This window comes from Glycomyces halotolerans (assembly GCF_054779575.1).
Genome location: NZ_BAAGXZ010000009.1, coordinates 1 through 13278, shown reverse-complemented (window position 1 = coordinate 13278; position 13278 = coordinate 1). Strand labels below are relative to the sequence as shown.

Annotated in this window: 8 protein-coding genes; 2 read left to right on the top strand and 6 right to left on the bottom strand. The window is 69.9% G+C overall.

What is annotated here, in order from left to right; genetic code table 11:
* The first annotated feature begins 52 nt into the window (after window positions 1-52).
* Window positions 53-2653, top strand: coding sequence for a glycoside hydrolase family 9 protein (locus tag ACYVL2_RS09660; RefSeq protein WP_460542632.1), 2601 nt, complete (start codon window positions 53-55; stop codon window positions 2651-2653).
* Between the two features lie 166 nt (window positions 2654-2819).
* Here ACYVL2_RS09660 and ACYVL2_RS09655 read toward each other — a convergent pair whose 3' ends face one another.
* The 4 genes from ACYVL2_RS09655 to gsmA form a co-directional block, all read right to left on the bottom strand.
* On the bottom strand, window positions 2820-3182 hold the full coding sequence (locus tag ACYVL2_RS09655) for a hypothetical protein (RefSeq protein ID WP_460542630.1): 363 nt from the start codon (window positions 3180-3182) through the stop codon (window positions 2820-2822).
* A gap of 106 nt (window positions 3183-3288) precedes the next feature.
* Window positions 3289-3909 (bottom strand): prepilin peptidase, encoded by a 621-nt coding sequence (locus tag ACYVL2_RS09650; protein WP_460542628.1) that lies wholly within the window; start codon window positions 3907-3909, stop codon window positions 3289-3291.
* A 104-nt stretch (window positions 3910-4013) separates the two neighbouring features.
* Window positions 4014-6941: an excinuclease ABC subunit UvrA gene (uvrA, locus tag ACYVL2_RS09645; RefSeq protein WP_460542902.1), complete on the bottom strand. Its 2928-nt coding sequence runs from the start codon at window positions 6939-6941 to the stop codon at window positions 4014-4016.
* Between the two features lie 187 nt (window positions 6942-7128).
* Window positions 7129-8229, bottom strand: coding sequence for a sporangiospore maturation cell wall hydrolase GsmA (gene gsmA, locus ACYVL2_RS09640; RefSeq protein ID WP_460542626.1), 1101 nt, complete (start codon window positions 8227-8229; stop codon window positions 7129-7131).
* A gap of 128 nt (window positions 8230-8357) precedes the next feature.
* On the opposite strand from gsmA, the gene typA reads away from it, so the two are divergent.
* The gene (gene typA, locus ACYVL2_RS09635) at window positions 8358-10229 is read left to right on the top strand and encodes a GTP-binding protein TypA/BipA (protein ID WP_460542624.1); all 1872 of its coding nucleotides are present in this window, start codon (window positions 8358-8360) and stop codon (window positions 10227-10229) included.
* Between the two features lie 121 nt (window positions 10230-10350).
* Here typA and ACYVL2_RS09630 read toward each other — a convergent pair whose 3' ends face one another.
* Window positions 10351-11262 carry a proteasome assembly chaperone family protein gene (locus ACYVL2_RS09630; protein ID WP_460542622.1) on the bottom strand — a complete coding sequence of 304 codons (912 nt, stop codon included), beginning with the start codon at window positions 11260-11262 and terminating at the stop codon, window positions 10351-10353.
* Window positions 11263-11348: 86 nt separating this feature from the next.
* Window positions 11349-13278: peptidoglycan D,D-transpeptidase FtsI family protein (locus ACYVL2_RS09625; protein WP_460542620.1), on the bottom strand; the 1930-nt coding region annotated here is incomplete at its 5' end.

Here is a 13278-nt window from a genome sequence, read left to right as displayed (position 1 = left end):
GATGACAGGATGTGCGTGGTATCGCTCCCAAGACAAGTGCGAAGGAAGTACCATGCCCCTTCAGCTCCATCATCCCTCACGAAGAACGCGCCGCGCGCTGCTGGCCGTGGCGACCGCCGGCGCCGTAGCGGCCTCCACCGCCGCCGTCGCCGGCGCCTGGGCGCAGGAGGAGGAACCAGAGCCGACGAACATCATCGTCAACGGCGACTTCTCCTCCGGCTCGGACCCGTGGTGGGCGACCGCCAACCTCACCGGCGCCGTCGCCGACGGCGAATGGTGCCTCGACGTGCCGGGCGAGACCTCCAACCCCTGGGACGCCATCGTCGGCCAGAACGACCTGCCGCTGGCCGAAGGCGAGTCCTACGAGCTGCGCTTCACCGCCCGCGCCTCTGCCGAAGTGAGCGTGCGAGCACTCGTCCAGCGCGACGTCGACCCGTGGCCGACCCAGTTGGAGGAGTTCCCGGCACTCGGCACCGAGGCCCAGACCTACAGCTACACCTTCACTTCGAACGCCGACTGGACCGACGCCCAGCTGGCCTTCCAGATCGGCCGGCACGCCGAGCCGTGGCAATTCTGCATTTCGGAGGTCGCATTGCTCACCGGCGCCGAGCCGCCCTCATATGATCCCGATACCGGCCCGCGAGTGCGGGTCAACCAGGTCGGCTACCTGCCCGACGGCCCCAAGCGGGCCACCCTGGTGACCGAGGCGACCGAGCCGGTGGCCTGGGAGGTGCGCGACGCCGAGGGCGACGTGGTCACCACCGGCGACTCCGCCGTGCACGGCGACGACGTCGGTTCGGGCCAGTCGGTGCACCTCATCGACTTCTCGCAGCTGACCGCTGCCGGCTCTGGCTACACGCTCACCGCCGACGGCGAGACCTCGTACCCGTTCGACATCGGGGTCGAGGCCTATCGCGACATGACGGTCGACGCGCTCTCGTTCTACTACCCGCAGCGCAGCGGCATCGCCATCGACGATGCGATCGCCCCCGGGTACGGCCGGGAGGCCGGTCACGTGGACGTGGCGCCGAACCAGGGCGACGGAGCCGTCCCGTGCTACCAGGACGCCTGCGACTACACCCTGGACGTCACCGGCGGCTGGTACGACGCGGGCGACCACGGCAAGTACGTGGTCAACGGCGGCATCTCGGTCGCGCAGGTCATGAGCGTCTACGAGCGCGCGCTGCACGCCCCGACCGGCGACCCGGACCGCTTCGGGGACGGCAGCCTCAGGATCCCCGAGCACGGCGACGGCGTTCCGGACGTGCTCGACGAGGCCCGCTGGGAGATGGAGTTCCTGCTGAGCATGCAGGTGCCCGCCGGCGAGGAGCTCGGGGGCATGGCGCACCACAAGATCCACGACGAGGCGTGGACGGGACTGCCGCTGATGCCGGCCGACGACCCGCAGCCGCGCTACCTGTACCCGCCGTCGACGGCGGCGACGCTGAACCTCTCGGCCACCGGGGCGCAGTGCGCCCGACTCTTCGCGCCCTACGACGCGGCGTTCGCCGAGCAGTGCCTGGACGCCGCCGAGACCGCTTGGGCGGCCGCGCTGGAGCACCCGGACCTGTTCGCCGGGGCGAGCCCCGGCGGCGGCGGTCCGTACGATGACACCAAGGTCAGCGACGAGTTCTACTGGGCCGCGGCCGAGCTCTACATCACCACCGGTGAGCAGGTCTACGCCGACTACCTGGCCTCCTCGGAGCTGCACGAGGCCGACGTGTTCGCCTCGCCGTTCGCATGGCCCGAGGTGGCCGCGCTCGGCAAGATCGACCTGGCGACCGTGCCGAACGCCCTGCCGGGTCGCGAGGCGATCGTCGACCAGGTCGTCGCCGGAGCCGAGTCCTACCTGGACAAGCAGGCTTCGAACCCGTGGGACCTCGCCTACGGCGGCGACGGGCACTTCGACTGGGGCTCCAACAGCTCGGTGCTCAACGCGCTCGCCGTCATCGGCGCGGCCTACGACCTCACCGGCGAGGACCGCTTCCGCGACGGCGTGCTGGCCGGGATGGACTACGTCCTCGGACGCAACGCGCTGAACAACTCCTACGTGACCGGCTACGGCACGCACTACTCGCAGAACCAGCACAGCCGGTGGTACGCCAACCAGCTGGACCCGAACCTGCCGAACCCGCCGAAGGGCACCCTCGCGGGCGGGCCGAACACCATCGTCGGCACCTGGGACCCGGTGGCGCAGCGGTGGCTCGAGGACTGCGCGCCGCAGTGGTGCTACATCGACGACATCGGCTCCTGGGCGACCAACGAGCTGACGATCAACTGGAACGCCCCGCTGGCCTACATGGCGAGCTTCGTGGCCGACCAGGGCGACGCGGTCGCGGCGCCGTCGTGCCAGGTGCAGTACCTGACGCACGGGGCGTGGGAGGACGGGTTCAACGTCGAGGTGATCGTCAAGAACACCGGTGACGAGCCGCTGAAGAATCTGACCGTCCGCTGGGCGATGCCGAGCGGGCAGACGATCGACCGGTCGTGGAGCGCCGACGTGGTCCAGGAGGGCCACGTGGTGACCGCGACCGAGCTCGGCGGCGGCTACCCGCTGCAGCCGGGGAAGGAGTACACGTTCGGCTTCCTCGGCGCCAAGGACGAGGTCCGCGCCGCACTAGAGCCGGCTTCGGTCTCCTGCACGGCCGGATAGCTGACCTCGGCCAGCGGTAGACCAGGCGGAGGGTGCTCCGGCGTCGCGGCGTCTCGGCATCGCCGGAGCACCCGTTCAAGGGGGCGGCCCCAATGATTGTGGCCGCCCCCGCTCGCTTGCCCGCCGCCGGTCTGGCCTCCCGGCGGCTCGGCGGTTGCCGTGCGCTCTACTTGGCGATCAGTTCCTCGGCCGTCCAGTCGCAGAGCGTGTAGTCGTCGAGGTTGCCGACGTGACCGGCCGACAGCAGGCCGCCCTGCCAGTCCCAGTTCACGGCGCAGATGTTCGAGGCGAGGTTGACGCCGTCGGCGTTCTGGTCCCACCCGTTGCAGATGTTGTGGATGTCGGTGTTGCCCGCACCGAGCACGTCGACCAGGCTGCCGTTCCAGTTGCCGAGGCAGATGTTCGACAGCACGTTGACGCCGCCGGCCTCCGGGCTGATGTCCTCAGCCGCGGCGGGCGAGGCGATACCCGCAGCGAGCATCCCTGCGGCGCCGGCCAGAGCGGCGCCACCAAGAGCTTTACGAAGCATGAAGGCTCCCTTGAATTGATGTGGTTGGTCGGTCCGGATAACAGGACCACTCAGGACTATATGCGATCTTTACCTAGATTCAAGGATTTTGAGCCGATTCACGGCCTTAATTCTTTATATCGTCATTAGCGAATAATGCCCATATTTCTGGGGCGGCGGCGAGCGCCGCGGCGGCGCCGAGCAGCATGGCCGGTCCGAACGGGAGGTCTTTGCCGCGCAAGGCGAGGACGGCCGCGCCTTGGACGCCGCCGATGACGACGGCGGCGAGGAGGGCCAGCACGGCGGTCTGCCAGGAGCTCCAGCCGAGGACGAGCCCGAGGAGGCCGGCGAGTTTGACGTCGCCGAAGCCGAGCTGGCCGGCCAGGTGCGCGGCGAGGAACACGGCGACGGCGGCGCCGGCGCAGAGCCCGGCGCGCAGGACGGAGTCGGGCTCGGCGGTGGCGAGCAGGAGGGCGGCGACGACGGGGTACGCCGGCAGCACCACCGCGTCCGGCAGGCGCCGCCGGTAGGCGTCGACCCAGGCCGCGACGATGCCGGCGGCCGCGACCGCCGAGAGCGCGAACGCGTGGAGGGGGTCGGCGGCGCGCCAGAGGATCAGCATCGCGACGGCGAGGCTGACGGCGGCGACCGCGCGGGGATCGGGGCGACGCGAGGCGGCCAGGGCGATGCACCAGCCGAGTCCGGGACTGGCCAGGAACGCCGCGGCGGCGGCGCCGGTGATGAGCATGCGCCAGATGCTCGCACGCCCGCGCCCGCCCCGCCGACAACGACACGTCCGGGCCGCCACAGCGATCCCCTATATCCTATAGGATATATCCTATAGGGAGTGCGCTAGCGTCGGGCCTTGCGGGCGCCGCCGGTCTTGGCGCGGCGGGCCGCCGGAGCGCCTCCGGTCTTGGGGGCGGTGAACTCGGCGGTGCCGTTGCCGCTGAGGCCGAGCAGCGGCCGCAGGTACCGGCCGGTGTGGCTGGCCTCGATCTCGGCGACCTGCTCGGGCGATCCGGCCGCGACCAGCGTGCCGCCTTTGTCGCCGCCCTCGGGACCGAGGTCGATGACCCAGTCCGAGCACTTGATCACCTCGAGGTTGTGCTCGATGGTGATGACGGTGTTGCCCTTGTCGACCAGGCCGTCGAGCACGCCGAGGAGCTTGCGGACGTCCTCGAAGTGCAGGCCGGTGGTCGGCTCGTCGAGGATGTAGACGGTCCTGCCGGTCGAGCGCTTCTGCAGCTCCGAGGCGAGCTTGACGCGCTGGGCCTCGCCGCCCGACAGGGTCGGGGCCGGCTGGCCGAGGCGCACATAGCCCAGACCCACGTCGACGAGGGTCTTGAGGTGCCGGTGGATCGACTGGATCGGCTCGAAGAAGTCCGCGGCCTCCTCGATCGGCATGTCGAGCACGTCGGAGATGGTCTTGCCCTTGTAGTGGACCTTGAGCGTGTCGCGGTTGTACCGCGCTCCCCCGCACTCCTCGCAGGGCACGTACACGTCCGGCAGGAAGTTCATCTCGATCTTGAGGGTGCCGTCGCCGCTGCAGGCCTCGCAGCGGCCGCCCTTGACGTTGAAGGAGAACCGGCCCGGGCCCCAGCCGCGGACCTTCGCCTCCGGCGTGCCGGCGAAGAGCTTGCGGACCTTGTCGAACACGCCGGTGTAGGTGGCCGGGTTCGAGCGCGGGGTGCGCCCGATCGGCGACTGGTCCACGCCGACGACCTTGTCGACCCCGTCGACGCCGCTGATGGTGCGGTGCCGGCCGGCGACGATCTTGGCGCCGTTGATCTCGGCGGCGAGCGTGTTGTAGAGGATCTCGTTGACCAGTGTGGACTTGCCGGAGCCGGACACGCCCGTGACGGCCACCATGCAGCCCATCGGGAAGGCCACGTCGACGTTCTTGAGGTTGTTCTCCCTGGCGCCCTTGACGACCAGTTCACGGTCCGGCGAGGGAGCGCGGCGCCGCGCGGGCACCTCGATCCGGCGGCGGCCGGACACGTAGTCGCCGGTGATGGAACCGGGAGCGTCGGCCAGTCCTTTGACCGGCCCGGAGTAGATGACCGAGCCGCCGTGCTCGCCGGCGCCCGGCCCGATGTCGACGACGTGGTCGGCCACGCGGATGGTGTCCTCGTCGTGCTCGACGACGATGAGCGTGTTGCCGAGGTCGCGCAGGCGCTCGAGGGTGCCGATGAGCCGGTTGTTGTCGCGCTGGTGCAGCCCGATGGAGGGCTCGTCGAGCACGTAGAGGACGCCGACGAGGCCGGCGCCGATCTGGGTCGCCAGGCGGATCCGCTGGGCCTCGCCGCCCGAGAGGCTCCCGGCCGAGCGCGCCAGCGTCAGGTAGTCCAGGCCCACGTCGAGCAGGAACTGGAGCCTGGCGGTGACCTCCTTGACGATCGGAGCGGCGATCATCGAGTCGCGGGCAGACGGCGCCAGCTTCGCGAAGAACGCCGAGCATTCGACGATCGAGAGGCTGCAGACGTCGAAGATCGACTTGCCCTCGACGGTGACGGCCAGGACCTCCGGCTTCAGGCGGGCGCCGTCGCACGCCGAGCACGGGATCTCGCGCATGAACTGCTCGTACTTCTCGCGCGTCCACTCCGAGTCGGTCTCGTGGTGGCGGCGCTCGACCCACGGCACCACGCCTTCGAAGCGGGTCTCGTAGGAGCGCCGCTGCCCGCGCTTGTTGCGGTAGGAGACCTGGAGGGTCTCGCCGTAGCCGAACAGGACGGCCTTCTGGGCCCGCGCGGGCAGGTCGGCCCACGGCGTGTCGACGTCGAAGCCGACCGCCTCGCCGAGCGCGACGATCTGGTACAGGAAGTAGTCGCCCATGCCGACCGACGACCAGGGCGCGAGCGCGCCTTCGCGGATGGTGGCCTCCTGGTCCCGGATGGCCAGCTCCGGGTCGACCTCCTTGCGCATGCCGAGGCCGTGGCAGACCGGGCAGGCGCCGAAGGGGGCGTTGAAGGAGAAGGTGCGCGGTTCCAGCTCGTCGAGCGTCAGCGGGTGGTCGTTGGGGCAGGCCAGCTTCTCGGAGAAGCGGCGCTTGCGGCCGGGGTCGTCCTCGGGCAGGTCGACGAAGTCGAGTTCGACGACCCCGTCGGCCAGCGCCAGGGCCGACTCGACCGAGTCGGTGACGCGCTGGATCGCCGAGGGCTTGACGACGAGGCGGTCGACGACGACCTCGATGTCGTGCTTCTCCTGCTTCTTGAGCGCGGGGACGTCGGCGAGGGGGTAGACGGTGCCGTCGACTCGGGCGCGGGCGTAGCCCTGCTGCTGGAGGTCGCTGAAGAGGTCGACGAACTCGCCTTTGCGGCGGCGCACGACGGGGGCGAGGACCTGGAACCGGGTGCCTTCGGGCAGGGCCATGATCTGGTCGGTGATCTGCTGGGGCGACTGGCTGACGATCGGCTCGCCGCACTGGGGGCAGTGGGGCACGCCGATGCGGGCGTACAGCAGGCGCAGGTAGTCGTAGATCTCGGTGATGGTGCCGACGGTGGAGCGCGGGTTGCGGGAGGTGGACTTCTGGTCGATCGAGACCGCGGGCGAGAGGCCTTCGATGAAGTCGACGTCGGGTTTGTCCATCTGGCCGAGGAACTGGCGGGCGTATGCCGAGAGCGATTCGACGTAGCGGCGCTGGCCTTCGGCGAAGACGGTGTCGAACGCCAGCGAGGACTTGCCGGAGCCGGACAGGCCGGTGAAGACGATGAGGGAGTCCCGCGGCAGGTCGAGGTCGACGTCTTTGAGGTTGTGCTCGCGGGCGCCGCGCACGACGATGTTGCCTGAAGACAGGGCCGCGCGGGTTCGCTGGGTCTCGGATTGAAGCTGCTCGTTGGCCACCGTGGGAATCTAACCTTCGGGTCCGACAGGTCTGGGGAGCCCGGCGTGCGGCTCGGGCCTCCCAACGACAGTACCCGCTCCGGACCTGCGAACCGAGTGGCGGCTGTGAGGCGTGCCTCAGTTGTCACGCGTCATATCGGTAGAGGTCGTACTGCTGCATGATGCCGATGAGCTTGTCGGAGTACTTCGGGTCGGTGGCGTACCCGGCCCGGTGGATCTCGCGGGCGAACCGGTCGGGGTCGTCGCGGTGGGTCATGGCCTTGGCGTAGCGCGACCAGCCCGAGAGCAGTTCGCCGTGGTCCCGGAAGGAGTCGCCGACGTTGTCGTAGGCGCGGAAGGTGGCGTTCATGTCGAAGCATCCGCCGATGGGGCTGCATTCGAAGGTGCTGTAGTCGCGGCAGCCGATGGCCAGGTCGCCGGGTGAGCCGAAGCACTTCATGCCGAAGAGGTTGTGGTCTTCGCGCGCCAGCGCGCTCTTGCCCCAGCCGCTCTCGAGGATCGCCTGGGCGAGGGTGACCGATGCGGGCACGCCGGTGGCGTCGCGGCCGGCTTCGGCGGCGGGGGCGTGGGCGTCGATGAAGGCGCGGTTGTCGCCGCTGGGGACGCCGGGCGCGTCTTGGCCGCACCAGGGCAGCCAGGGCTCGCCGTCGGTCCATTCGATGTAGGCGGCGGTGACGTGGCGGCGGGTGTCGAGGCGGTACCAGACGCTGGTCTCGGCGATCCGGCCGTCGATGCGCTGGCCCCAGATCTGGCATTTGACGCTGACGGGCGCGCCGTTGTCCAGGGTTTCGATCCGCTGGGACGCGGTGGTGGCCCCGGCGCGGACGTTGAGGTCGCCGCCGGAGGTGGCGACCTGGGCGGCGGTGGGGCGCGCGCCGGCGGCGGCGCACCAGGGGAGGTCGACTTCGCCGCCGGCCCAGCGGATGTAGGCGTTGCTGATCCAGCGGTCTCTGCCGATGCGCAGCCAGGTGGTGGAGGCGCGCACGTGTCCTTCGATGTGCTGGCCGCGGACCTTGCAGTGGACGGCGGGGGCGGAGCCGTTCTCGAGGGTGTCGACCTTGTCCTGGTCGGTGGCCGGTCCGGAGCGGACGTTGAGCGGTCCTCCGGAGGTGTGGACGGTGGCGTTGGTGAGCATGGCCTGTGCGGGCGGGACGCCGGTGAGCATGAGTCCGGCGGCGAGCGCCATGGCCATGGTGAGCCTGATTCGAAGTCGTGTCGCGCTCATACCGTCGAATCGTACGAATCATCCCGTTTGCTGTCTTGAAATCGCTGAACATGAGGTTTACTCAACGGTGTTGGCTGTCACGTCTCCTGGGCGCGATTCCGTCCGCCGCATAGGAGACAATTGTCGCCGTGTCTCTACGCTCTGATCTGCGAAACATCGCCATCGTCGCCCACGTCGACCACGGGAAGACCACCCTCGTCGACGCCATGCTCAAGCAGGCCGGGGCGTTCCGGGAAGGCGCCGACGTGGACGACCGCGTCATGGACTCGATGGACCTCGAGCGCGAGAAGGGCATCACGATCCTCGCGAAGAACACCGCCGTCCACTACACCGATCCGGCCGACGGCTCCCCGATGGTCATCAACATCATCGACACGCCCGGCCACGCCGACTTCGGCGGCGAGGTCGAGCGCGGGCTGTCGATGGTCGACGCCGTCGTCCTCCTCGTCGACGCCTCGGAGGGCCCCCTCCCGCAGACCAGGTTCGTGCTGCGCAAGGCCCTCGAAGCCCGCCTCCCGGTCATCCTGTGCATCAACAAGACCGACCGGCCCGACGCCCGCATCGACGAGGTGGTCAACGAGACCTACGACCTCTTCCTCGACCTCGACGCCGACGAGGAGCAGATCGAGTTCCCGATCGTCTACGCCTGCGCCCGCGACGGCGTCGCCTCGCTGAACCAGCCCGCCGACGGCACCGTCCCGGCCGACTCGGAGAACCTCAAGCCGTTCTTCGACACCATCCTCGACCACGTGCCCGCCCCCGAGTACGAGCCCGGCGCGCCGCTCCAGGCGCACGTGACCAACCTCGACGCCGACAACTTCCTGGGCCGCATCGCGCTGTGCCGCATCGCCGAAGGCGAGCTGCGCAAGGGCCAGACCGTGGCGTGGATGCGCCGCGACGGTTCGATCCAGAGGGTCCGCATCACCGAGCTGATGATGACCGAGGCGCTCACCCGCAAGCCCGCCGAGAAGGCCGGTCCCGGCGACATCTGCGCCATCGCCGGCATCCCCGACATCATGATCGGCGAGACCCTCGCCGATCCCGAGCGCCCCGAGGCGCTGCCGTTGATCACCGTCGACGAGCCGGCGATCTCGATGACGATCGGCACCAACAACTCCCCGCTGGTCGGCAGGGGCGGCAAGGGCCACAAGGTCACCGCCCGCCTGGTCAAGGACCGGCTCGACCGCGAACTGGTCGGCAACGTCTCGCTGCGGGTGCTGCCGACCGAGCGGCCCGACACCTGGGAGGTCCAGGGCCGCGGCGAGCTCGCGCTGGCGATCCTGGTCGAGCAGATGCGCCGCGAGGGATTCGAACTGACCGTGGGCAAGCCCGAGGTGGTCACCAAGATCGTCGACGGCAAGACCTACGAGCCGGTCGAGCGGATGACCATCGACTCCCCCGAGGAGCACCTCGGCGCGATCACGCAGCTCATGGCCGCCCGCAAGGGCCGCATGGAGACGATGACGAACCACGGCTCCGGCTGGGTGCGCATGGAGTGGCTGGTGCCCTCCCGCGGCCTCATCGGCTTCCGCACCGAGTTCCTGACCCAGACGCGCGGCACCGGCATCGCCCACTCGATCTTCGAGACCCATGAGACGTGGTTCGGCGAGCTGCGGACCCGCAACAACGGCTCGCTGGTGGCCGACCGGGCCGGGCAGGTCACCGCCTTCGCGATGATCAACCTCCAGGAGCGCGGCGTCCTGTTCGTCGGCCCCGGCACCGAGGTCTACGAGGGCATGATCGTCGGCGAGAACTCCCGGGCCGACGACATGGACGTGAACATCACCAAGGAGAAGAAGCTCACCAACATGCGCGCCGCGGCCGCCGACACCACCGAGAACGTGGTGCCGCCGCGCGCGCTGTCGCTCGAGCAGTCGCTGGAGTTCTGCCGCGACGGCGAGTGCGTCGAGGTCACGCCCGAGGCGGTCCGGATCCGCAAGGTCGTCCTGGACCAGAAGGAGCGCGGCCGCGCGGCGTCGAAGGCCAAGCACGCCGGCTGACCGAAGGCGACGAGAACGGGCCCGACCTGCTATGAGGTCGGGCCCGTTCCTTTCGTTCACGGCGCCGAGCGTCGCATCGGTTCACTCGTCATCGAGCCTCCGGCGCTCCGCGAGCCCGGACTCATTCGTCATCGCGTCGCTGGCGCTCCGCCAGGAAGTGCTCGAACGCGGCGCCGAGTTCGTCGGCGGTCGGCATCCGGCCGTCCTGGAGCATCTCGTCGGCCTCGGCCGCCTCGGTGAACGAGTCGTACTGGTCCTCCAGCGATTTCACGACTTCGGCCACCTCCTGCGATTCGGCCACCTGGTCGGCGATGTCGGCGTCGACGCGCACGCGGTCGTCCTCCAGGGCCGGGTCCGAGGGCAGATCCAGGCCGGTGGCCTCGCGAAGGCCCTCGAGCAGGCGGATCGTCGCCGCCGGGTAGCTCATCTGCATCACGTAGTGCGGCACGTGCACCGACAGCCCGAGCGCGTCCCGTCCCGACTCGCCGAGGCGGTACTCCAGCAGGCCCGCGGCATTGCCGGGCACCGTGACCTCGTTGAACACCGGCCGGTTGTCGAACACCAGCTCGGGGCGGGTCGCGTGGACGGTCATGCCGAGGTCGCGGGTGTGCGGCACCCCCATCGGGATGCCCTGGAAGCCGACGGTCAGCGGAACGCTCCAGTGGTCGATGAGGTCTTCGACCGCGTCGACGAAACGCTCCCAGGCGAAGTCCGGTTCCGGACCGGTCAGGAGCAGGAACGGCCGCTCCGAGCGGTCGCGCATGAGGTACACGACCAGTTGCGGCGCCTCGAAGTCCGACCAGCGGTCGAGGGCGAAGGTCAGGTTCGGCCGCCGCGAACGGTAGTCGATGAGCTGGTCGACGTCGAACGACGCCACGGGCGTGTGCTCGAATTCGTCGAAGAGGTAGTCGACGACGCCGCGCCCGGCAGAGCCCGCGTCCATGAACCCGTCGAGGAAGTGCAGCAGGACCGCACCTCGCGCCTCGGGAGGGTCCGCGAGGACGTCGCACAGTGCCCAAGGGTCAACGTTCAAAGCAATCGGCTCCTTCTCTAGACGCCTTCGATGCTAACGCCAGACACCGGTCCGCAATTCCCGTAACCATATGTGCCGGGCTCAGCTCACCCCCACACGTCGAACCGGGGGGCGGGCTCGGTCGCGGGCCGAACCCCGAAGTAGCTCAACGTGAACTCGTTGATCTGCTTGAACGCGTCGCCGGTGGTGCCGCCTCCTCCCCCGCCGTCGGGGACGTACACGCTGACGGCCACGACGTACTGCGGATCCTCGGCGGGCGCGAAGCCCACGAAGGACGCCACGGTGCCGTCGGCGTACTCGCCGTCGACCACCAGTTTGCCGGTGCCGGTCTTGCCGGCCAGGTGGTAGTTCTCCAGGGCGGCGTTCTTGCCGGTGCCGGTGTCGTCGACGATCGGCGCCTGCAGCAGGTAGTGGAGGTCGGCGGCGGTCTGCTCCGAGACGACCCTGCTCGTCTCGGGGTCGGTGCCGTTCTCGACGATGCCGCCGTCCTCGTCGATCTTGTGCTGGACGAGGTTCGGCTGCACGTAGACGCCGTCGTTGGCGATGGCGCCGTAGACGGCGGCCATCTGGATGATGCTGGTGGTGATCTCGTGGCCGATCGGGATCGACCCGTGCGAGGTGCCCCACCAGTTCTCGGGCGGGTTGAGCAGGCCCGAGGCCTCGCCGGCGACGCCGACGCCGGTCGGCTCGCCGAGCCCGAAGGCCCGCTGGTACTCGTACAGCTTCTCCGGTCCGAGGCAGTCGGCGAGCTGGATGGTGCCCACGTTGGACGACTGGGCGACGATGCCGGCCAGGCTCAGTACCGCGCCGCCGTGCTGGTAGGTGTCGGTGTAGTTCTGGCCGCCTTTGTTGATCGACTGCGCCACCGACATGGTGCCGTCGGCGGTGATGCAGCCCTCCTCGAGGGCCGCGGCGAAGACGATGGCCTTGTGGACCGAACCGGGGTCCACTGTGGCCTGCGTGCCGTAGTCGCGGTAGGCCTCCTCGTCGTCGACGTCGAAGGGATTGGCCGCGTCGTAGGTGGGGGTGGAGGCCATCGCGAGCATCTCGCCGGTGCCGACCTCCATGACCATCGCCGATCCGAACTGGGCGTCGTGCTCGGTCACCGTCTCCTCGAGGATCTTCTGCACCTGGTACTGGAGGTCGGCCTCGATGGTGAGCTGGATGTCCTTGCCGGGGACCGCCGCCTCCTCGCGGTAGAAGGCGCCGGGGATCGGCTGGCCGGAGCGGCCGCGCTCGTAGGAGACCTCGCCGTCGGTGCCGCGGAGCCAGTCGTCGTAGACGGCCTCGACGCCGGCCAGCCCCTCGCCGCTGTCACCGCCGGTGAAGCCGATGACGTTGGCCGCCAGGTCGTGTCCGGGCACGACGCGGCGCTCGTCGTCGCCGACGATGATTCCGGCGTCGCCGATCGCGGCGATCTTGTCGCCCGTGGCGAGGTCGACGCCGCGCTGGAGGTAGGCGAACTGGATCGGGTCGCCCTGCGGGGTGCTCTCGGTGGCGATGATCGGTTCGAGGTCCGAGGGTCGGCGGCCGAGCAGCGGACCGAGCTGCGCGGCCAGCTCGGCCGCGTCGGCCTCGATGCGCGTGGGGTCGACGGCGATGAAGTTCGCCTCGATCGAATAGGCCAGTCGATTGCCGTCGCGGTCGAGGATCGCGCCGCGCTCGGCGGTGATCGGCTCGGTGACCAGGCGCTGCTCGAGCGCGTCGGCGGCGTATGCGGCCGAGTCCGTGACCTGGAGCTGGACCAGGCGGCCTCCGGAGACGAGCAGCATGGCGATCGCCACGGCCGCCGCGGCGCGCAGCCTGCGACCGGAGTTGCCGACGCGCGGCAGGTCGCGGACGGCTCGGACGGTCACCGGCCGTGCGGGCCGCCTCCGAGGGGATGCGGCCGGGGCGGTGACCGGCTCGGTCCTGCGGGAGTCGCGTGCCGGGGCTGTGCGCCGCTGCTTCGGGGGGTCGCGGCGGTCCGGTGGCGGCGGCTGGTCGCCTTGGCGGCGCTGGCGCGAGCGGGCGGCG

Excerpts from the sequence above, each read along its gene's own strand:
- ACYVL2_RS09655 (WP_460542630.1), bottom strand. The coding sequence starts at position 3,182 with ATGCTTCGTAAAGCTCTTGGTGGCGCCGCTCTGGCCGGCGCCGCAGGG.
- ACYVL2_RS09660 (WP_460542632.1), top strand. The coding sequence starts at position 53 with ATGCCCCTTCAGCTCCATCATCCCTCACGAAGAACGCGCCGCGCGCTG.
- gsmA (WP_460542626.1), bottom strand. The coding sequence starts at position 8,229 with ATGAGCGCGACACGACTTCGAATCAGGCTCACCATGGCCATGGCGCTC.
- ACYVL2_RS09650 (WP_460542628.1), bottom strand. The coding sequence starts at position 3,909 with ATGCTCATCACCGGCGCCGCCGCCGCGGCGTTCCTGGCCAGTCCCGGA.